This window comes from Nocardia beijingensis NBRC 16342, assembly GCF_001612785.1.
Classification (GTDB): Bacteria; Actinomycetota; Actinomycetes; order Mycobacteriales; family Mycobacteriaceae; genus Nocardia; species Nocardia beijingensis.
In genome coordinates, this window is the sequence record NZ_BDBC01000003.1 from 166,394 (window position 1) to 185,320 (window position 18,927).

Below are 18,927 nucleotides of genomic sequence, written 5' to 3' on the forward strand. Positions count from 1 at the left end.
CGAAGCGGTACGGTGGGCCGGAAATGCGCCATGAACAGGTAGGTGAGATGACGGCGGTGCGGGCAGGTGTCGTCCCGACGCAGCGCGCCGTGTTCTACAGCGTGCTCGGCATACTGGCGACGGTCATGATCTGCGGCTCGTTCGTCGCCGCGTTCGGAGTGAACCGGGTGTTCACCGGTTTACTGGCCGGAGCCGTCGTCGGTATCGCGGTGCTGGTCGCGCTGTTCACCCGCGACGCCGTCGTGCTCACCGATCACGCCATCTACCGGCGCAAGCCGTGGACGGTCTCCCGGATCTCGTGGGATCGGGTGGTAGCCGGGCGCTTCGCGCTGGACGAGCGCGACCGGTGGTCGCTGGCGCTGGACCTCTCCGGCGGCGACGAACCGCACGGCGAACTGGTGCTGCTGTCCATCCCCCCGGTGGTCCGCCCGGTCGCGGGAGCGTACGACCTGCGTAAACGCGATCAGGTTACGGAGATCCGGGCGATCCTGCGGCACAAACGGATTCCGGTGACCGTGCTACCGCAGATCGCGGGCGCGTTGCAGGAGCACTGGCAGATCGCGCCGCCGACGCACTGAGCCGGATCTTTCGCTTTTCTGCTCAGCGCAACTCGCGGATCAGCACATCGAAACGCGGGGCATCGGGCCAAGATGGGCGCAGCCATCCGACTCTTTCCCAGCCCCAACGCCGATATCGCTGGTAGGCGCGCTCGTTGTCCGCTTCGACGAGCAGTGTCGCGCGCTGTTCGGTTCGGGAGCCGAGCAGCTCATCATGCAGTGCCCGCGCTATGCCCCGCCCGGCATATTCCGCGCACACCATGATCTCGCTGAGCCCGAATGTGCGCCTACCGTCTTCGGCAGTGAACTCTTCGACGTCACTACTGTCGAGATGCAATCCCGTCCACCATCGCGCGTTCGGCGGTAACGGCCATCCCCAGATCTGCCCCGCCGGTTCACCGTCGACTCGAGCGAGCACATACGCGAATCCGCTGCCACGAGGACCGGTGTAGGAATCGAACCGGCGCATGAATTCCGAAGGCGAGTCGAACGGGTCTCCCGAGGCGATGGCATCGACGTATGAACGCCGGTAGACATGCTCGACAATCTCTCTTCGCGCACGTGCTTCGTCAGCGGTGTAGTGCTCGAATTTCAGGCCATCCGGCAGGCCGGTCATGCGGTCACCGCCTTCTGTGCCAGAGAGTCGTACAGGTCGCGGAACTCCGCACCGGCGGGCACCCGATCGACTGCTGTCCGAACCGGCGCGAGGCGGCGTAGTGTGCGTGTCGACGCAATGGCGGACAAGTCCGACAACGCCGGGTACCCGTGCTCGAGCGCGCCAGTGATATCTCCCAGACGAGCCCTGGTCGCGGCGGACCATGCGCGGACGATTGTGGCGTTACGCATGGCCGCGGGGTGCTCGACCGCAGCCGAGTACATTTCGACAGATCGGCGCAGGTCGCCGATGTCTGCATAACCGCGTGCTTCGTGGTCGGCGACCTCCGAGTAGGTCACGAATCGCAGCCATTGCGGAACTTCTTCCAGCGGCTCGGACTGCATGGCCTGATCCAACTCTCGCCATGCGGTCGCGATAGCACGCCCGAAAGCAATTCTGTCACCGAGTATTCCGCACGCCTGCGCCTCACGAACAGCTATCAGAGCATGTATCCGTCCTGGTGGCCGACCGCGCATCAAGGTGCGGGCACGATCAGCGAGTTGCAGTGCCTTGTGGGGGCTTCCTCCTCGATTGGCGCGAGCAAGGGAGCTGGATTGATTCGCCGCAATCAGGCAAGTGTGTGCGATGAGGTCATCGTCGTTCGCCTCGGTGCCGAGAGCCATGGCATCAGCAAAGCACCGGCGCGCAAGAGGGTGCCGGTCCGCGTCATAGGCCAACCACCCGGCGAGCACGGCGAGTTCTCCGGTCGCCTTGGTGAAGGCGCTGCCAGTAGCGGAATCGAATACACCGGTTTGAAGCCGGTCCAGGGCGTGCGCCAGCTTGTCGACGGCGAAACCGACCAGTTGTGCACCGCCTGTGCGCTGATCCTCCTGACCGAGCGCATCGATATCGGCCAACAGCCGTTCGGCATCACTCATGCCGATTCGGTCGGCGCTGTCCGGGACAAGCACCGCGACCGCGCCTACCGCGGCTAGCTTGCTGAACTCACGCCGCTTCACATCGTCCTCGACTTCCCGCACACGCATACCGACCGCACCGTCACCAGCATTGGCCGGTTCGGGCTGGATGGTTTCTGCCCCGCTAAGAACAGGATGCCCTCCGGTTTTCGGTGGTGCACCTGCCAACTGATGCCAGAACCGCTCCCGCTGCGCCGGTTCGAGGCCGTTGTAGATCGTGTCGAGCGCTTCGGCCGACCGCCCTCTGACCGGACGCTCCGCTGTGGTCCTCTGTTCCCACTTCTGCACAGTCGCAGTCTGAAACCCGACCTTCTCGGCGAACTCCTCTTGTGTCATGCGCAGAGCAACCTCGCGCAGCGCTCGGACTTCTTTTCGTGTCCATGTGCTGACGATCAATACCCACCCCTCGCCCGTGCCCTCCAACGGTCCGTACGAGAAGCGTACGACCTCGAGGCGAGTTGTGTGCCTGGGATCACATGCTCAGCGCGGACAAGCTGGAAGAGCCCCGCCGCCGGGTCGATGCGATGCCTTGACCGGCTCCCCGGCGGCGGGCGCACACCAAGGCCGAGCAAGCTGACCAAGAGGTCTAACACCGATGGCACACATATCTTTCGGGGACACACCCCGGTCTCGCTGCCACTTCTACCGGCGCGTGTGTGATTTGCCCGCTGTCATCGACCCGCCGGAGCTGGGGCGCATCATCATGCGCGCGTCGTACGTCGGAGCGTTGACCATGCCCGCTCCGTTAGGGCGAGCCGTCAGGCAAGTCATGCAGCGCCGCAGGGATGCGATAGGGCCGATTGTCGCGCATCCTCGCTCGAACAGGTGGACCTACATTGTGCGGCCGGATCTACCCGACGACACAAAACTTTTCGCGGAGATGTTCCGGCTCGACGTGTCGATTGTCCGGGAGGGCGGCACGGTGGCACTGCCGTCGCCCACAGCCGAGTCCGGCGCTGTCCGGCATTGGATAGAGACACCGCGGGACAGATACCGCCCGTCCGGAATGGTTGTAGTCCAGGCTATCCGGGCATGTGCCGATCCAGGCAGGCGATGACGGGAGAAAGCGCGATGACTTCTCCGCTGCCGAACGATCCGGATGTGCATCTGTCGGTCTTCCTGCACGGCGTCCGGCTCGACTTCACGGCCTGCCTCACTGCCGCGTTGACGTTCATGGAAGACCACCGGAAACGCCACTACGTCGACGCGGTGCACATACTCCCGGATAATGCCGAGGGCTGGCCCAGGTTGCCGAACGAGAGGTTGTACCTGGAGGTCTGGAGAGTTCCTTGCCCGCCGACCGGTGCAAGCGCGACACTGACCTGTTCGGACCATGACGAGAAGGAGCTGGGCGTGGGAAATGACGAGCAGTTGACCATCGATCTCGGCGTACCCGTCGAACAAACCGAATGGGGCAAATGGGTCGACCCTGATCGCCGGAAGGCGCAGGCACAGAAGTTCATGGACCATGCCGGTATAAGCCGCATCCCTTCGGAACCGTGGCCGGAAGACTCGGCGGAGGTGAAGCGGCTGGACCCCATCGTCGCGGAGTTGTTCCCGGACATGGCTACCGCGATGGCTCCGGAGAATGCCGACATGGTGGACGCTTTCATCTGCTTCGTCGGTGAATGCTTCATCAGATTCGCGGGCGCACGATGGTTCGATTGCGAATGGTTCGGCCGAGAGTATTCCTTCTACCCGCGCGTCAATCCCGCAGTGGAATGCGACACCTACGACGAAGACGAAATCGTGATGTGGCGACTGGTAGACAGCATGATCGGCTACAACCCCGAAGATCATGACGGCATGTTCTCCTACATTGCCGCTGCAGTGCGCGAATACGCCTACTACCACGAAGAGAAGCGGTAAGAGGAATCCACCGACAGCACGTGAAGGCTTAATTCTTCACGCCTTCTCACCAGGACACCACGAACACCGGGGGGTGTGTCCAGCTATGCCGGACGGATACGACCGGGACCGCGACAAGGTCAGGAATCATGAGCGCGGCAGAATATTCGAAAACGGCACCGACCGTTTCTTTAGCGACCGCGAGAACGGATACGTTCAGCAGTCGCGATTATACCGCGTCGAAGGCGTGGGTAAAACCCGATTCGACAAGATCAAAGACGATCGAGGAATAATCAGCTCTATCGAAGAGAAATCCGGCAGAATCGAGGGAGACAAGGACGAAACTCAACTCAAGGTGATACGTGCCCTTCTCGCCAATCGTGAGGTGCATCAACACACATTGCGATCCGTCGAAGGCGAATTCATCTCGAGTAAGGCCCAGGAACTCATCAGAGGATTGCTCCGGGATTTCGGGGATCGGTTCACGCACCAGGTCATCTCGCGCGCCGATGCACGCGAGATCTGGGCACGCGGTCTGGCGTTGGAGCGAGGCCAGCAGCTCGAATTGCCCGGTGTCGGCGAGAAGGCGCGGCAGCAGAAGGCGCAACAGCGTGAGCACCGGTCGAAATTGGCGGAGCTGGCGAACAAGGCACGTGAGCGAGCCGAAAAGTTCCGGAATATGCTCCGGTTCCGGGAAGGCGCCACTCGTGGGCGGGCGGAAGCCCCGCAGCGAGCCGAACACGCCAGGCAAGTCCACGAGCAAGCCGAACGAGCCAGGCAAGCACCTCGAGCGCCGGAGACCGAACCCGCACGGGTTGCACGTGAGGCCGCCGAGCGGGTCGCGCGGGAATTCCCGGCACTCGACCAGCACCAGGAACGAGCAGCCGCCGACACCGGGGAACGGGCGGCCAGAGAGGCCGCCGAGGCCCGTGCGGCAGAACGCGAGGCAGCGGAGAAGCAACGCGAGGCAGCGGAGCTGGAGCGCGCGGAACATCTGGCGCGGTTGCGAGCGCAGGGAATGCCGCCGGAGGTGGTGAAGATTCTCGGGCTCGGTCAGGCGGAACCACCGTCGGCGGCGGTGCGGGAGCCGCCGGGGCATGCTCCGTCTGTCGTGCGGGGCTATTCGCACAGCCAGGATCGGAGCCGGGGCATCGAGCGCAACCGGTAGTCGCACCGGGAACGGGTCATGGGGTGGGCGATGCCAGGCGGTCGAGCAGCACGACCGCTTCGGCCCGGATCGGGTCGAGATCTCCGGACCAGCCGAGCGCCCGCAGCACCGCTCCCGGGATCGTGCGTTCCGCGTACTTGGGCGCGGCCCCTTCGTCGGAGCGGATGCTGATCACCGTCTCCACCAAGCGGAACGGCAGCAGTTCGGTGCCGGGCACGCGCACCGCGCTCACCTCGGCCAGCACCTGCGTGGCCAAAGCCTCGTAGTGGCCGCGCAATTCGTCGCGGCGCAGGCGGAAGGCGGCGAAGCGCTCGGTGCGCAGTTCCGGGAGCAGGTACAGCGCACCGAGATTCCAGCGCGACGCGCACAGCTGCCGCACGTCGAACAGCGCCAGCGCGTACAGCCGGACCGGCGGCGGTTCGGACGCCGCGCGCAGCCGCTGCGCCAATTCGAGCGGTGCGGCGACGGTTTCGGCGAGCAGCGCGTCGAGGATGTCGTCCTTGGCCGCGAAATGGTGGTACAGCGAGGCCTGCCGGATGCCGACGGCGTCGGCGATCGCACGGGTGGAGGTGTTGGCGTACCCGTTGGTGGTGAACAGTTCGCCTGCGGCGTCGAGGATCTCCGCGCGGGGCGTCGATCCGCGCCTGCGTCGTTGTTCCACGCGCGGCCGTCCGGGCCCGAGGTTCGCCACGGGTCCATTCTGGCAGGTCGGTGCGGGGACGCCCCGGCGCGGGGACCGGGCGCACGGCGGGGCGGCGACCAGCGGTGCGTTTTCTGTCATTTGATAGAAATCCCCGCAACACAGAAGTTACCGAAGGTCTCGAAAGCGATACACGCAGGTCACCGAAAGCGCGATCGCGGCGGCAAAACTATCGCCTGATAGTTATTGGCACGCCGAAGGACCGCCCATGGCCACCACGCTCGCCCCGACCCCACCGCCCGACCTGACCGGCGACAGCGCCGACCTCGCCCGGTTCGGCTACCAGCCCGTCCTGCACCGCAAGCTCGGCCGATACGCCTCCTTCGCGGCCGGTTTCTCGTTCGTCTCCATCCTCACCACGATCTTCCAGTTCTTCGGCTTCGGCTATTCGTTCGGCGGAGCCGCCTTCTTCTGGACCTGGCCGATCGTGTTCGCCGGACAGTTCCTCGTCGCGCTCAACTTCGCCGAGCTCGCCGCGCGCTACCCGATCTCGGGCTGCATCTACCAGTGGTCGCGGCGGCTCGGCGGCGAACTCGTCGGCTGGTTCGCCGGCTGGATGATGATCATCGCGCAGATCGTCACGGCCGCAGCCGCGGCGATCGCCCTGCAAGTGGTTCTGCCGTCGATCTGGAGCGGATTCCAGCTCGTCGGCACCGACACCGCGCTCACCTCGTCGTCCGGCGCGACCAACGCCGTGCTGCTGGGCAGCATCCTGCTGGTGGTCACCACGCTGATCAACGTCATCGGCATCGAGCTGATGGCGCGGATCAACTCGATCGGGGTCACGGTCGAGATCGTCGGCGTGCTGGCGATCATCGCGCTGTTCTTCACCCACACCGAGCGCGGGCCCGGTGTGGTACTGGAGACCGACCAGGCCGCGCCGGGACCCTACTGGGCCGCGTTCCTGGTGTCGGGATTGATGGCGGCTTACGTCATGGTCGGATTCGACTCCGCCGGTGAGCTTTCCGAGGAGACCAAGAACCCGCGCCGGGTCGCGCCGCGCACCATTCTCACCGCGCTGTCGGTCTCGGCGCTCGGCGGTGGGCTGATGCTGCTGGGCGCGCTGATGGCCGCGCCGAGCCTGTCCGACGGCGCGCTGGCCTCCGACGGGCTGGCCTACGTCCTGACCGCGAAGCTGGACAGCCCCGCGGGCAAGGTGCTGCTCGGCTGCGTGGCGGTCGCGATCACCGTGTGCACTCTGGCGATCCAGACCGCGGGCTCGCGGCTGATGTTCTCCATGGCGCGGGACGGGAAGTTGCCGTTCGCCCGCAGGCTCGCGGCGGTGCACCCGCGCTACGGCACGCCGGTGCTGCCCGCGATCGTGATCGGCGCGCTCGGCATCGGCCTGCTGGTGCTGAACCTCGGCAACGCCGCGATCTTCGCGACGCTGGCCAGCGTCTGCATCGTCACCCTGTATCTGGCCTACCTCCTGGTGACCGTGCCGCTGTTGATCCGCCGGTTCACCGGCCTTCCGGACGCGGGCACCGACACGCGGCTGTTCGGCCTGGGCCGGTTCGGCGTTCCGGTCAACGCGCTCGCCGTGGTCTGGGGCGTCGCGATGGTGGTGAACCTGGCCTGGCCGCGCGCCGAGGTATACACCCCGGCCGGCGGCGGCTGGTGGATGCTCTGGGCCGCACCGCTGTTCGTGCTGCTGGTGCTCGCCGTCGGTGTTCTGGTGCATCGCTTCGTGGTCGGCTGGTCGCGCGGCGTCGTCGCCGAGCCCGCGCCGCAACCGGCCTGAGCGGCCTCCGATGCGGCGGTGCGCCCGGCGCCGCCGCACACCCACCCATGCAGCATCCGAAAGGAATCATCGTGACAAGCACTGCGGACACCTCCGGCGCGCGAGCGCACGCACGGGCGCAGGCCGCGGCGGCGGCGATCGCGACTCCCGTGCTCCCCGCCGGGATACCCGCCTCGAAGATCACCTTCGCGCAGCGGATCCCGGCGGACGGTTACGCGAACATCGCGCTCGGACGCGGCACCCGTGTCCGCCTGTCCGACCCGGACGGTGGGGCCTGCGCGCACCTGCTGCTGGTGCGCACCGACGCGCCGTGGGAGCGCCTCAATGTCGCCGACACGGTGAAGGTGCCGTGGCAGGCGTACCTGGGCAGCGGTCATCCGCTGCTGTCGGACCAGGGCCGCGTGCTGGCGACCGTGCTCGCCGACACCTCCGGCCACCACGACACGCTCTGCGGACCGACCGCCCAGGCCCGGCACTCGCTGCGGCTCGCGGGCGCCAAACACGGCCTCGAGCCCCGCGACATCGGGCCGACGGTCTCTTTCTTCCGTGGCGTCCGCGTGCGGCAGGACGGCGCGCTGGTCTCGACCGGCAGCGCCGCCCCGGGCTCCTCCGTCGATCTGCTCGTGCACCTGCCGGTCACCGTGCTGGTCGCCAACTCCGCGCACCCGCTGGACGACCGGCCCGCGACGGACCTCGACTTCGTCGCGTGGGCCGCACCGGAAGACCTCGCCGCACCCGGCAGCGAAGACCCGGAATACCTCCGGGCGCTGGAGAACACCGAACAAGCCTGGACCGCCGCGCTGACCCTGGAGGCAACCGCATGACCACGACTCGCACCGTCGTGCTCGACGAGACCGTTCCCGCCCGCGCGCCATGGTCGGCGGTGGTCCGGGCGGGCGAACACCTGGAGATCATCGATCTGCACGGCAACCAGGCGGTGGACTGCCTGCTGTACTCGGCGGCCGATCACGCCGACCGCTACAGCGCGCAGGCCACGATCGCCGCGCAGCGCAACATCTTCCTCACCACCGGCAGCGTGCTGCTGACCGACGCGGGCACGGCGCTGATGACGGTGGTGGCCGACGAGGTGGGCAACCACGACACCATCGCGGGCGCCTGCTCCCAGGAGTCCAACACGCTGCGCTACGGCCACCACACCCGCCACCAGCACGCCTGCGTGGAGAATTTCCTCAGCGAAGCCTTGCGCTGGGGCCTGGGCAAACGCGACCTGGTGTCGAACATCAACTGGTTCATGAACGTTCCGGTCGAGGCGGACGGCACGCTGGGCATCGTGGACGGACTGTCCGCGCCCGGCAAGCGGGTCACGCTGCGCGCCGAGGTCGACACGCTGGTGCTGGTGTCGAACTGCCCGCAGATCAACAACCCGTGCAACGGCTTCGATCCGACCCCGGTGCGCATGGTGGTGTCGCGATGACCGTCGTCGAGCTACCGGCGGCCAGGACGGAGCGGGCCACGCGACCCGGCCGGATCGAGGTCGTCCGTCCCGGCATGCTCACCACCGTGCAGGACTGGCCCGGCAGGGTCGGGTACTGGCACATCGGTGTCCCGCCGTCGGGTCCGATGGACGATCTGTCGTTCCGCCTCGGCAATCGCGCGCTCGGCAATGCCGAGGGCGCCGCCGGACTGGAATGCACCCTCGGCGGCCCCGCGCTGCGGTTCACCGCACCGGGGTGGGTCTGCGTCACGGGCGCTCCGGCGCAGGTGACCGTGGACGGCGTTGCCGTGCCGCAGTGGCGGACGGTGCCGGTGCCAGCGGGCGGCGTGCTGGACGTCGGCGCGGTGCGCGGACCGGGGATGCGCTGCTACGTGCTGATCGCGGGCGGCATCGACGTGCCCGAATACCTGGGCAGCAGTGCCACATTCACGCTCGGTCGTTTCGGCGGCGGCACCGGCGGCGCGTTGCGCGCGGGGGAATCCCTGGCGTTGGGCGCGCACCACGGCCGGGTCGCCACCGCCGTGCCGATGGACGAGCAACCGGTACTGACCCGACGCTGGGAACTCGCGGTCACCGAAGGCCCGCACGGCGCGCCCGAGTTCTTCACCCGCGCCGACTTCGAGACCGTCGTCGGCACCGACTACGAAGTGCACTTCAACTCCGACCGCACCGGCGTCCGGCTGATCGGGCCGAAACCGGAATGGGCCCGCACCGACGGCGGCGAAGCGGGATTGCACCCGTCCAACATCCACGACACCCCGTATTCCGTCGGCGCGCTGGACTTCACCGGCGACACGCCCATTCTGCTCGGCCCGGACGGACCGAGCCTCGGCGGTTTCGTCTGCCCGGTCACGGTCGTTGCGGCCGACCGCTGGAAGCTCGGACAGCTCTCGCCCGGCGACGAAGTGCGGTTCGTGCCGGTGCGCGGCGACCGCGCGGCCTCGATCCGGGAGTTCGGGCCCGCGCGCAGGGCTGGGTGGCCGACGGTGCTCTCGTCGGGCGGCGACGGCGACGACGGGGTGCTGCGCCGCGCCGACGTCGACGACGATACCGCGGTGACCTACCGGCGCGCGGGCGACGACGGCGTGCTCGTCGAATACGGCGCCATGACCCTGGATCTCGGCCTGCGCGCCCGCGTGCACGCGCTGCATCAGCACCTGCTCGCCGCCGGGGTGCGCGGCGTGACCGAGCTGACCCCCGGCATCCGCTCGTTGCAGATCCGGGTCGACCCGCACGTGCTGCCCGTTACCGCGCTGCTCGATCTGCTCGCCGAGACGGAGGCGCTGTTGCCCGCCTCCGATCAGCTGATCGTGCCGAGCCGGGTCGTCCATCTGCCGCTGTCCTGGGATGATCCGTCCACGCGCGAGGCGATCACCCGCTATATGCACGGCGTGCGCGCCGACGCGCCGTGGTGCCCGTGGAACATCGAGTTCATCCGGCGCATGAACGGCCTGGATTCCGTCGCGGACGTCCACGACACCGTGTTCGGGGCCGAGTATCTGGTGCTCGGCCTCGGCGACGTCTACCTCGGCGCGCCGGTCGCCACCCCCACCGATCCGCGGCACCGGCTGGTTACCACGAAATACAACCCCGCCCGCACCTGGACACCGGAGAACGCGGTCGGCATCGGCGGCGCCTACCTGTGCGTCTACGGCATGGAAGGGCCTGGCGGTTACCAGTTCGTCGGGCGCACCACACAGGTGTGGAACCACCGAGCCGGTGCGGCCCCGGTTCCTCCCGGTGCGGACCGGGCCGCCTCCGGAGCCGAAACACCGTGGTTGTTGCGATATTTCGACCGGATTCGCTGGTATCCCGTCGAGGCGGAGGAACTGCTCGACCTGCGTGCCGACTTCGCCGCGGGCAACGCGCGGGTGCGCGCCGAGGACGGCGAATTCCGCTTGGCGGAGTATCGAGCGTTCCTCACCGAGAACGCCGAATCCATAGAGGCGTTCCGCGCGAAGCAGACGGAAGCGTTCACCGCCGAGCGCAATTCCTGGCGCTCGGCGGGTGAGCTCACGGGATGAACCGTGTTCATGGGTCGCGACCGCGGCCGACCTCCGCGTGGTGCTCATGGAGGCAGACAGGCCAGGCCCACCCACGAATCGGCGGAACTTCGCACGCACCTGCGCGAACTCGCCGCGCGCCTCGGCGCTGCGGTCGACTGACCTCGCTCAGACCGGTACGGCCGCAACGGCTTCGATCTCGCATACGGCGCCCGGCACGGCGAAGCCCGCCACCTGCGCGACCGTGATGGCGGGCGGGTTCGGGCGGCTACCCCACACCTCGCCGAACGCCGCGAATCCGTCCCGCAATGGCTCGCCCTCGCGGATCAAGATCGTCCACTTCACCACGTGCTCGAGGGAAGCGCCCGCGGCGGCGAGGCACGTCTGCAGGTTGGCGAGCGCTTGGCGCGCCTGCTCGGCGACGCCGGGACCGACCACACGCCCGGAGGAGTCGACCCCGTTCTGTCCGCCGACGTAGATCGTGTCCGCCGCGGCCGACACCCGCACGACCTGGGTGAAAGCCGGGTTGCTGTGCATCGTGGCCGGATTGATGTGCGTGGTGATCGTCATGCGAGCACTGTAACCAGTTAAACTGGTGTCATGCAATCCCGCGCCAGCCTGCCACCCGATCTGCGCCGCCGCTTCCGCACCGGGCGCGCCGCCCTCGACCTCGTGCACACCGGAGGAGAGGGCGAACTCGCGGTGTGGGAGATCGTGCACACCGTCGAGGACCTGCGCCGCTTCCTCGCGGTCATCCTCGAGCTCGACGAGCTGGACGCCGACGAATCGGACCTGTCGGCGATGCGGGCCCTGCGCGCCGCGATCACCGGCGCCGCGTACGGTCTCGCCGCCGGAGAACCGCTGCGGCCGAACGACATCACGGCGATCAACGCCGTCGCCGCGCAGCCGCCGCTGATCCCGGAATTACGCGGCGACGCCACCGCGGGATACGCGCGCCCGACGGCTGCGGCCGCCTTGTCCACGCTGGCCAGGGACGCCATCGACCTGTTCGCCGGTCCGCTGTCCGGCCGCATCCGCGTCTGTGCCGCCGACGACTGCGGCCTGCTGTTCGTCGACGCCTCGCGTCCCGGACGCCGCCGCTGGTGCTCGATGGACCGCTGCGGCAACCTCAGCAAGGTTCGCCGTTACCGCGACCGGGAGTGATCGCGGGTGTCACAGGTCGCGCTCGTGCGTCGTCGTCCCGATGAAGCGGTGGGACCGCCCCATCGGCGCAGACGAGATCGGAGACAGTCATGACCACCAAGATCTTGGTCACCGGCGGCACGGGCACCCTTGGCCGCGCGGTGCTCCCGCTGCTGCGCGACGCGGGCGCCGACGTGCGCGTGCTGAGCCGCGCCGAACGTCCCGCGAACGACGGCGTCGAGTTCGTCGCGGGAGACCTGCTGCGCGGCACCGGCCTCGACGCCGCGGTGGCGGGCGCGGACACCGTCTTGCATCTGGCGGGTGACGCGAAGAACGACGACGTGGCGACCGCGAACCTGCTGCGAGCCGCCGCGGCGGCGGGCGTCGGGCACCTCGTGTACATCTCGGTCACCGCCGCCGACCTGCTCCCGATGACCTACTTCCGCGCGAAGTTCGCCGCCGAGCAGGCCGTCGCCGAATCAGGCATTCCGTGGACCACGCTGCGCGCCGCGCAATTCCACGATTTCGTGCTCAAGCTGGTGGACGCGATGCTCAAATCGCCGGTGCTTCCGGTGCTCGGCGGGGTGCGGCTGCAACCGGTGCACGTGCGCGAGGTGGCGGCGCGGCTGGCGGAGCTGACGGTCGGCGCTCCCGCCGGACGGGTCCCCGATCTGGTCGGCCCCGAGGTGATCGGCATGCGCGAGCTGATCCGCGACTACGTGGCGCTGCTGGGCAAGCGGCGTGCGCTGCTGACCGTCCGGGTGCCAGGCAAGGCGGGCCGGGTCTACCGCGCGGGCGGCAACCTGGTGACCGACGGGGCTGATGTCGGCAAGCTGACCTGGGCCGACTATCTGGCGGAGCGCCGGGGCGCGGTCTCGGCCGGATGACCCGGCGTCCGGTTCAGACGACGATCACTGTCTCCGGGGCGGGCTCGCCCGCGACCTGACCCGATCACGGCCTGCCGCCCTCAGCGCATCATCCCGCGCGGGTGAAACCCGGCGTTCGAGGGGAACGGAGGGTCACGATGCGACAACGACACGGGGCCCCACCGGCTACACCGGCGATGAGCTGGGCTTCTGCTCTATTCTCCGGGGGATGGGCGCTGCGCTCGGTGATCTGCTTCCCTTGGCGGTGGGGGTGGCGATCTCCCCGATCCCGATCTTGGCCGCGATTCTGATGATCCTGGCGGCGCACGCCGGTGCCGCCGCCCGTGGGTTCGCGCTCGGCTGGGTGGCCGGGATCGCGGCGACCACCGCGATCGTGGTGTCGCTGGCCGGTCCGTTGGGCGGGGCCGGTGACCGCCAGCCCTCGGCGGCGGGGTCGTGGGTGCGGATCGTGCTGGGGGTGCTGTTGCTCGGATTGGCCATCGCACAGTGGCGTTCCCGGGCCGACACCGCGGTGCCGGGCTGGATGCGCGCCATCGACCAGCTCACCATCGTGAAGGCCACCGTGCTGGGAGCCGCGCTTTCCGCGGTGAATCCCAAGAACCTGCTGCTGTGCCTGTCCGCGGGCGTGGTGATCGGTTCGGCCGGAATCAGCGTCGGCGGGCAGGCGGTCGCGGTCGTCGTGTTCACCGTGCTCGCCGCCTCCAGCGTGGTAGCGGTGGTCCTCGGTTACAGCCTCGCCGCCGATCGGCTCCGCGTACCCCTGGAGTGGACCCGAGGGTGGCTGCAAGCCAACAACCATGTGGTGATGGCCCTGGTGCTCGCGATCATGGGCGCGGTCGTAACCGGAAGAGGCGTCAGCGGACTCTGAAGCAGGTGGACGAGCTCAGTCCATGCGGAATGTGGCCTCCGGGTTGGCGGTGTCGCGCACGATCCGCAGCGCCTCGGACAACGCCGCGAGCTGTTCGGGCGTGAGCAATCCGACGAACCAGCGGTCGACGGCGGCGAGGTAGTCCGGCAGCACCTGGGCCAGCCGCGCCGCACCCGCCTCGGTGAGCACCGCGTACGCGCTGCGCCGATCCCCCGGGTCCAGTTCCCGCTCCACCAGGCCGGCGCGGGACAGCCGATCGACGAGCCGGGTGACCCCGCTGGTGGACAGCGCGGTCTGCACCGCGAGCTCCGTCATCCGCAGCCGCCGCCCCGGCGAACGACTCAGCCGCATCAGGGCGTTCAGATCCAATCCGGACAGCCCGTGCGCCTTCCAAACCTGCTCCAGCTTGGCGACCACACCGCCGTGCGCCTCGAACAGCAAGCCCATCGTGGTCAGGCGCGGATCTTCGAACAGCTCCGTCACGTCCATAGGGCAAACCTACCGGAATGTTTCGCTGCGGATAGTTGACACGAGGAATAAGCCACAGTAGAAATATGCATACGCAATATTCCTCATGTCAAACACTGGAGGCTCCCATGTCATCGACCGCCTGGATCGCCGGATTCCGCTCCGCGGTGATTCGCCCGGACGAGCAGATCAAGCTCGCGGAGTCGCGCGCGTTCACCGACCAGACCGTGCGCCAGGTGCTGCACTTGGCGGGCGGGGGCGCGCAGGTGCGGGTCGGGCTGACCAATCGCTATGGGAAGACACCCCTGACGGTCGGCGCCGCTCGGGTCGCGCTACGCAAGACAGGCAGCGAGATCGTCGCGGAGACCGATACCGCGTTGCGGTTCGACGGGGCCGAGCAGGTGATCATCCCGGCAGGCGGTGAAGTGTTCAGCGACCCGGTGGATCTGGCCGTGCCCGCGGACGCCGATCTGACGCTCAGCCTCTACCTGCCCGGCCCGACGGGGCTGGCGACCTACTCCCACCAACCAGGCGAAATCGCCTATGTCGCCGCCGGAAACGTCGCGTCCGCGACCGCTTTCGACGACGCCGACGAGGTCGCGGCGCGGTTCTACGTCGCGGGCGTCGACGTGCTCGCACCCGCGCGGACACCGGTGGCAGTCGCGTTCGGCGATTCGTGGTTCGAAGGTTTCGGCACCACGGTCGGCGCCAACCACAGGTCGGTGGACTACCTCAACGCACGACTGGACCGGGGCTGGGCGGTCAACCAGGGCATCTCGGGAAATCGCCTGCTCACCGACGAGATCGGCGAACCGGGACTGACGCGCTTCGAGCACGACGTGCTCGCCGTGCCCGGCGTGACCAGCGTGCTGATCAACTTCGGCATCAACGACCTCATCCTGGGCGGGATGGCAGCACAGCCGCCCGCGACCGCCGACGAACTGATCGCGGGCTTCACCGCCATCGCGCGGCGCGCGCACGCGGCGGGGCTCACCATTCACGCCGCGACCATCGGCCCCTACGGCGGTTGCGTCTACGAGGGCCTGCCGATTGCCGAGACGTTGCCGACCCGCCGCCGCGTGAACGAATGGCTGCGCGGCACCGACGTTTTCGATTCGGTGTTCGACGTGGCCCGCGCGGTCGAGGACCCGGAGCGGCCGGACTTCATCCGTCCCGATCTCGACAGTGGCGACGGCATGCACCTCAACGACGAAGGGGCCCGCGCCATGGCCGAAACAGTCGATGTCACAGCGCTTTTCGTCCGGAAAGCCGACTAGGGCCGCAGACCGCGCAGCACGATCTCGACGCCACCGCGGAATTCGTCGTCGGCCGACATGCCCTTGGCCTGGCCCGCGGTCTGCGCCAGGTGCGGGTATCTCTCCTGGGGCAGTTCGGCCAGCACGACCGTCCCCTCCCCCGGCAGCGGCGCGTAGTGCTTGTTCTGGAGGTAGCCGATCAGGAAGGCGATCAGGGTGCGCTGGGCGATGACGCGGGCGCGCCCGGTGAATCCCCCCTCGGTGAGCACGGCGAGCATGGTCTCCATCACCCGCAGCGACTCGACCGCCGACTGCCTGCGCCGCAGCACGATCGGCACGGCGGCCGGATGGGCCGAGAACCCGTTGCGAATATTCTCCAGCAGCACCGTCACACGCTCTCGCCAGTCGCTTCCGTCCGGGAGCGTGGTGTCGATCGCGGCGAACACTTGGTCGGCCACCAGCACCTCTAATTCGTCGCGGTCGCGCACGTAGCGGTACAGGGCCATGGTGGCCATACCCAGCTCCTTGGCCACCGCACGCATGGTCAGCGCCGCGAGCCCCTCGCGGTCGAGCACGGCGAGGGCCGCCGCGGCGAGATCGGCGGTGGTCAGCGAGCGGGGGCGGGGCACGGATTGACAGCGTACGCGTTACGCGCATACTGGTCGTAGGCGTACAAAGTACACCTACGAAAGGAGCCCTGATGTCGCTGCCTACCGCTGTTCCCGACCGGACGCTGGTCACCGTCTCCGGTGCACAGGTCCAGGTGCCGGACCCGGATCGCCTGATCCACCTGCAATTCCGTCGTTTCGCCGGATGCCCGGTGTGCAACCTGCACCTGCGTTCGATCGTCACGCGGCACACGGAGATCGCCGCCGCCGGGATCCGCGAAGTGATCGTCTTCCACTCCAGCGCGGCGGAACTGCGCAAATACACCGCCGAACTGCCCTTGGACTTCATTGCCGATCCGGACCGGAAGCTCTACCGCGAGTTCGGCGTCGAGTCCTCGCCGCGCGCCCTGCTCGACCCGCGCGGCTGGCCCGCCATCCTGCGCGGTGTCGCCCACGACGCCTACGCGACCCTGCGTCGCAAGCAGGCCGCTCCACCCGTCAAACCCGAGGGCGGAAGTCTCGGGCTGCCCGCCGATTTCCTGATCTCCCCCGACGGGCGGGTGCTCGCGGCGAAACACGGCGCGCACGTCAACGACCAGTGGTCGGTCGACGAACTGCTCGCGCTCGTCCCGGCGGAGCGGCACGCGTGAAACTCCCCGAAAGCCCCTTGCTCGCGCGGGCATTGGCGGTGATCCCGGCGGGGCTGCTCGCCGGGGCCTTCGGTTACGGGGCGGTCAATGTCCTCTACGCCTTCCGCAAAGTCCCCTTGGATGTGCGCTTCACCTTCCACACCGCGCTGATGAGCGTCAACGGCGTGGTCATGCAGTCACTGATGGGCCTGACCATCCTGAGCGCCCTGGTACTCGCCATCCGCTCCACCGGCCGCGCACGCCTGCTCGCCGCCGGCGCCAGCACACTCGCCGTCGCCGCCTTCCTGATCACCCGCCTCGGCAACGTCCCCATCAACCAAAAGATCAAAGTGTGGGCGGTCAGCGGCCCGCCCGCCGACTACGCCGAAATCCTCGGCCGATGGGAAACTTTCCACCTCGCCCGCACCACCTGCGCCCTCCTGGCCTTCACCCTCCTCGTAACCACCACCCTCCGCCCCACCAACCCCTGAACCATTCCGCGAGTGGCACATGGTGGAGGGACTTCTCGCGATTCGCCGCGATGATGTGCCACTCGCGGGCCGGGCGTCAGGGCTGTTCCAGGATGTCGAAGGGGATGGTTGCTTCGACCGGGTCGTCGAGGAGCAGGACGCGGCGGTGGACGGTGTGGGCGAGATAGCGGCGGCCGGACCAGTCCAGACGGTATTCCTCGATTTCCTCGATGCGTTCTTCCTTCTGATCGAGCCGGACGATGAGGTAGCGAGGGATGCCGGCGGCAGCGTACTGGATTCGCTTGTCGGTGATATCGGCGTCGATGGTCGATACGGAAGTGACCTCGACTATCAGCAAGATATGGTCACGCACGGTGTTGACGTCGTAAGGCTCGCAGTCCCGAATCCAGATATCGGGGTAACGGATGTTCAACCGCCGATCCGCCGCCGCGGCTTCCGCGTCGGCGAAGCGAGCGGCCACATCGGAGTCCACGACCATACACGGCCCGCCATCGCGCCGGGCTGCCTCGAGCATTCCGGCCAGCCGCCGCACCACACGGCTGTGCACGGGGCTCTGGGCCATCAGCCGAACCACGCGCCCGTCGACGATCTCTATGTCACCGAGCTCGGCAGTCGCCCCATCGGCGAACTGCTCGGCCGTCACACGCAGGGCGTCGTCGGGGCCGCTCATAGCGGACATCATTGCAGTTCGCGCCGGACCGGACCACGGGCTCGGCTGATGGTCCCCCGGTGGCGAGAGGAACCGTCCGTCACCGCACTGCGGAGATTCCGCTACAGCGAGGTCAGGGCAGCAACGTCTCCGGGTCGATCGTGAAGTCGAAGGGACTGCGCAGAGTGACCGTGTTGCCCGCGGACACCCGGTGGGTCAGCTCATAGTTGCGGGCAGCGCCGAGTTCGTACGTGAACAGAACGGGGAAGGACTCGCCCGGCAGCTGTCCTTGGAACGGTTCGGGCTCCAAGCGCCAATAGTTCCTGACACCCGCCTCTGCATAAAGAATGGGTTTGACGAGCCTGTCGGGCATCATCGTAGATCTCGATACCACCTCGACTGCGAGCTTTATCCGGCTGGCGGGAATCCCCTTGCCGTTCGGATCGATCGGGCCGACCGCGACCACCAGGTCCGGTATCGGCTCGTCGTCGCCCGAAAGCAGCCCGATGCCGGCCAGCACGATATGGTTCGGCGGCGATACCACATCCAGAGCCCGGACGAGCGATCCGATCAGCCACTGATGCCTTGGCGTAGGCATGGCATTCACGACGAGCTGACCGTTCAAAACCTCGTAACGAAGACCGTTCTCGGGCATGTGATCGAGATCGGCGGCCGTCCACCTGTCGCCACGTGGAACCGGCATCGTGTCGAACCTCCCGACTTCGTCGAACGACGGCGACACGGCAGTCGCCGGTCGGGCGGACCGACCTGACCCACATCGACCAGGCTGATCAGGCCGAGTGTCGGCGGTCGATCATATCTGTCGACGTGAACCGACGAGCCCCTCCCGCGTCGGGTGGGGCTCGTCGGTTTCAACCGGGAC

At 67.9% G+C, this 18,927-nt stretch carries 21 protein-coding genes; 13 read left to right on the forward strand and 8 right to left on the reverse strand.

The genetic code is table 11. From position 1 onward, the window contains the following. The first annotated feature begins 23 nt into the window (after positions 1-23). Positions 24-578, forward strand: coding sequence for a hypothetical protein (locus tag NB3_RS02125; protein WP_228827665.1), 555 nt, complete (start codon positions 24-26; stop codon positions 576-578). A 22-nt stretch (positions 579-600) separates the two neighbouring features. Here NB3_RS02125 and NB3_RS02130 read toward each other — a convergent pair whose 3' ends face one another. Beyond that, positions 601-1,173 (reverse strand): GNAT family N-acetyltransferase, encoded by a 573-nt coding sequence (locus tag NB3_RS02130; protein WP_084485610.1) that lies wholly within the window; start codon positions 1,171-1,173, stop codon positions 601-603. Beyond that, a complete protein-coding gene (locus NB3_RS34740) occupies positions 1,170-2,552 on the reverse strand; it encodes a helix-turn-helix domain-containing protein (protein ID WP_503826323.1) in 1,383 nt (460 codons plus the stop codon). Before NB3_RS34740 ends, NB3_RS02130 begins: the two co-directional genes overlap by 4 nt. A 648-nt stretch (positions 2,553-3,200) precedes the next feature. Here NB3_RS34740 and NB3_RS02145 point away from each other — a divergent pair. Together NB3_RS02145 and NB3_RS34745 are read left to right on the forward strand one after the other, a co-directional pair. Further along, a complete protein-coding gene (locus NB3_RS02145) occupies positions 3,201-3,998 on the forward strand; it encodes a hypothetical protein (RefSeq protein ID WP_067795553.1) in 798 nt (265 codons plus the stop codon). A gap of 85 nt (positions 3,999-4,083) precedes the next feature. Then, positions 4,084-5,145, forward strand: coding sequence for a hypothetical protein (locus NB3_RS34745; RefSeq protein WP_157111445.1), 1,062 nt, complete (start codon positions 4,084-4,086; stop codon positions 5,143-5,145). Between the two features lie 16 nt (positions 5,146-5,161). On the opposite strand, the gene NB3_RS02155 is transcribed toward NB3_RS34745, so the two are convergent. Continuing rightward, positions 5,162-5,836 carry a TetR/AcrR family transcriptional regulator gene (locus NB3_RS02155; protein WP_067795559.1) on the reverse strand — a complete coding sequence of 225 codons (675 nt, stop codon included), beginning with the start codon at positions 5,834-5,836 and terminating at the stop codon, positions 5,162-5,164. Positions 5,837-6,053: 217 nt separating this feature from the next. On the opposite strand from NB3_RS02155, the gene NB3_RS02160 reads away from it, so the two are divergent. Genes NB3_RS02160 through NB3_RS02175 form a run of 4 tightly spaced genes read left to right on the forward strand, consistent with a single transcriptional unit; the run spans position 6,054 to position 11,066 of the window. Beyond that, positions 6,054-7,586, forward strand: coding sequence for an amino acid permease (locus tag NB3_RS02160; protein WP_067795562.1), 1,533 nt, complete (start codon positions 6,054-6,056; stop codon positions 7,584-7,586). Between the two features lie 47 nt (positions 7,587-7,633). Beyond that, the gene (locus NB3_RS02165) at positions 7,634-8,410 is read left to right on the forward strand and encodes a DUF1989 domain-containing protein (protein ID WP_067795566.1); all 777 of its coding nucleotides are present in this window, start codon (positions 7,634-7,636) and stop codon (positions 8,408-8,410) included. Next, positions 8,407-9,021, forward strand: a complete 615-nt coding sequence (locus NB3_RS02170; protein ID WP_067795568.1) for an urea amidolyase associated protein UAAP2 — start codon at positions 8,407-8,409, stop codon at positions 9,019-9,021. Before NB3_RS02165 ends, NB3_RS02170 begins: the two co-directional genes overlap by 4 nt. Further along, positions 9,018-11,066, forward strand: a complete 2,049-nt coding sequence (locus NB3_RS02175; RefSeq protein WP_084485620.1) for a 5-oxoprolinase/urea amidolyase family protein — start codon at positions 9,018-9,020, stop codon at positions 11,064-11,066. Before NB3_RS02170 ends, NB3_RS02175 begins: the two co-directional genes overlap by 4 nt. Before the next feature lie 147 nt (positions 11,067-11,213). Here NB3_RS02175 and NB3_RS02180 read toward each other — a convergent pair whose 3' ends face one another. Further along, complete coding sequence (locus NB3_RS02180) at positions 11,214-11,615, reverse strand: RidA family protein (RefSeq protein ID WP_067795571.1); 402 nt, start codon at positions 11,613-11,615, stop codon at positions 11,214-11,216. A 30-nt stretch (positions 11,616-11,645) separates the two neighbouring features. On the opposite strand from NB3_RS02180, the gene NB3_RS02185 reads away from it, so the two are divergent. The 3 genes from NB3_RS02185 to NB3_RS02195 all read left to right on the forward strand — a co-directional run bounded on the left by NB3_RS02185 (position 11,646) and on the right by NB3_RS02195 (position 13,943). Then, positions 11,646-12,209 carry a CGNR zinc finger domain-containing protein gene (locus NB3_RS02185; protein ID WP_067795575.1) on the forward strand — a complete coding sequence of 188 codons (564 nt, stop codon included), beginning with the start codon at positions 11,646-11,648 and terminating at the stop codon, positions 12,207-12,209. A gap of 89 nt (positions 12,210-12,298) precedes the next feature. After that, entirely contained in the window at positions 12,299-13,075 is a 777-nt protein-coding gene (locus NB3_RS02190; protein ID WP_067795578.1) for an SDR family oxidoreductase, read from the forward strand. A gap of 208 nt (positions 13,076-13,283) precedes the next feature. Then, positions 13,284-13,943 carry a GAP family protein gene (locus NB3_RS02195; RefSeq protein ID WP_067795580.1) on the forward strand — a complete coding sequence of 220 codons (660 nt, stop codon included), beginning with the start codon at positions 13,284-13,286 and terminating at the stop codon, positions 13,941-13,943. A gap of 15 nt (positions 13,944-13,958) precedes the next feature. On the opposite strand, the gene NB3_RS02200 is transcribed toward NB3_RS02195, so the two are convergent. Then, complete coding sequence (locus NB3_RS02200; protein ID WP_067795584.1) at positions 13,959-14,432, reverse strand: MarR family winged helix-turn-helix transcriptional regulator; 474 nt, start codon at positions 14,430-14,432, stop codon at positions 13,959-13,961. Positions 14,433-14,539: 107 nt separating this feature from the next. Here NB3_RS02200 and NB3_RS02205 point away from each other — a divergent pair, with 107 nt between their 5' ends. Continuing rightward, the gene (locus NB3_RS02205; protein ID WP_067795587.1) at positions 14,540-15,688 is read left to right on the forward strand and encodes a GDSL-type esterase/lipase family protein; all 1,149 of its coding nucleotides are present in this window, start codon (positions 14,540-14,542) and stop codon (positions 15,686-15,688) included. Here the strand turns inward: NB3_RS02205 and NB3_RS02210 are convergent. After that, on the reverse strand, positions 15,685-16,296 hold the full coding sequence (locus NB3_RS02210) for a TetR/AcrR family transcriptional regulator C-terminal domain-containing protein (RefSeq protein WP_067795589.1): 612 nt from the start codon (positions 16,294-16,296) through the stop codon (positions 15,685-15,687). The two genes, NB3_RS02205 and NB3_RS02210, sit on opposite strands and share 4 nt — an antisense overlap. 71 nt (positions 16,297-16,367) lie before the next feature. On the opposite strand from NB3_RS02210, the gene NB3_RS02215 reads away from it, so the two are divergent. Together NB3_RS02215 and NB3_RS02220 are read left to right on the forward strand one after the other, a co-directional pair. Beyond that, entirely contained in the window at positions 16,368-16,925 is a 558-nt protein-coding gene (locus NB3_RS02215) for a peroxiredoxin-like family protein (protein WP_067795592.1), read from the forward strand. Continuing rightward, entirely contained in the window at positions 16,922-17,395 is a 474-nt protein-coding gene (locus tag NB3_RS02220; RefSeq protein ID WP_244891736.1) for an anthrone oxygenase family protein, read from the forward strand. The genes NB3_RS02215 and NB3_RS02220 overlap by 4 nt, the downstream gene beginning before the upstream one ends. A 76-nt stretch (positions 17,396-17,471) precedes the next feature. Here the strand turns inward: NB3_RS02220 and NB3_RS02225 are convergent, their stop codons facing one another. Further along, the gene (locus tag NB3_RS02225) at positions 17,472-18,065 is read right to left on the reverse strand and encodes a Uma2 family endonuclease (RefSeq protein WP_067795595.1); all 594 of its coding nucleotides are present in this window, start codon (positions 18,063-18,065) and stop codon (positions 17,472-17,474) included. 112 nt (positions 18,066-18,177) lie between these two features. Further along, positions 18,178-18,747, reverse strand: coding sequence for a Uma2 family endonuclease (locus NB3_RS02230; protein ID WP_067795889.1), 570 nt, complete (start codon positions 18,745-18,747; stop codon positions 18,178-18,180). Positions 18,748-18,927 lie beyond the last annotated feature (180 nt).

Excerpts from the sequence above, each read along its gene's own strand:
- NB3_RS02145 (WP_067795553.1), top strand. The coding sequence starts at position 3,201 with ATGACTTCTCCGCTGCCGAACGATCCGGATGTGCATCTGTCGGTCTTC.
- NB3_RS02190 (WP_067795578.1), top strand. The coding sequence starts at position 12,299 with ATGACCACCAAGATCTTGGTCACCGGCGGCACGGGCACCCTTGGCCGC.
- NB3_RS02205 (WP_067795587.1), top strand. The coding sequence starts at position 14,540 with ATGTCATCGACCGCCTGGATCGCCGGATTCCGCTCCGCGGTGATTCGC.
- NB3_RS02200 (WP_067795584.1), bottom strand. The coding sequence starts at position 14,432 with ATGGACGTGACGGAGCTGTTCGAAGATCCGCGCCTGACCACGATGGGC.
- NB3_RS02180 (WP_067795571.1), bottom strand. The coding sequence starts at position 11,615 with ATGACGATCACCACGCACATCAATCCGGCCACGATGCACAGCAACCCG.
- NB3_RS02175 (WP_084485620.1), top strand. The coding sequence starts at position 9,018 with ATGACCGTCGTCGAGCTACCGGCGGCCAGGACGGAGCGGGCCACGCGA.
- NB3_RS02160 (WP_067795562.1), top strand. The coding sequence starts at position 6,054 with ATGGCCACCACGCTCGCCCCGACCCCACCGCCCGACCTGACCGGCGAC.
- NB3_RS34745 (WP_157111445.1), top strand. The coding sequence starts at position 4,084 with ATGCCGGACGGATACGACCGGGACCGCGACAAGGTCAGGAATCATGAG.
- NB3_RS02215 (WP_067795592.1), top strand. The coding sequence starts at position 16,368 with ATGTCGCTGCCTACCGCTGTTCCCGACCGGACGCTGGTCACCGTCTCC.
- NB3_RS02125 (WP_228827665.1), top strand. The coding sequence starts at position 24 with ATGCGCCATGAACAGGTAGGTGAGATGACGGCGGTGCGGGCAGGTGTC.
- NB3_RS02185 (WP_067795575.1), top strand. The coding sequence starts at position 11,646 with ATGCAATCCCGCGCCAGCCTGCCACCCGATCTGCGCCGCCGCTTCCGC.
- NB3_RS02225 (WP_067795595.1), bottom strand. The coding sequence starts at position 18,065 with ATGAGCGGCCCCGACGACGCCCTGCGTGTGACGGCCGAGCAGTTCGCC.
- NB3_RS02165 (WP_067795566.1), top strand. The coding sequence starts at position 7,634 with ATGCAGCATCCGAAAGGAATCATCGTGACAAGCACTGCGGACACCTCC.
- NB3_RS02230 (WP_067795889.1), bottom strand. The coding sequence starts at position 18,747 with ATGCCGGTTCCACGTGGCGACAGGTGGACGGCCGCCGATCTCGATCAC.
- NB3_RS02195 (WP_067795580.1), top strand. The coding sequence starts at position 13,284 with ATGGGCGCTGCGCTCGGTGATCTGCTTCCCTTGGCGGTGGGGGTGGCG.
- NB3_RS02130 (WP_084485610.1), bottom strand. The coding sequence starts at position 1,173 with ATGACCGGCCTGCCGGATGGCCTGAAATTCGAGCACTACACCGCTGAC.
- NB3_RS02170 (WP_067795568.1), top strand. The coding sequence starts at position 8,407 with ATGACCACGACTCGCACCGTCGTGCTCGACGAGACCGTTCCCGCCCGC.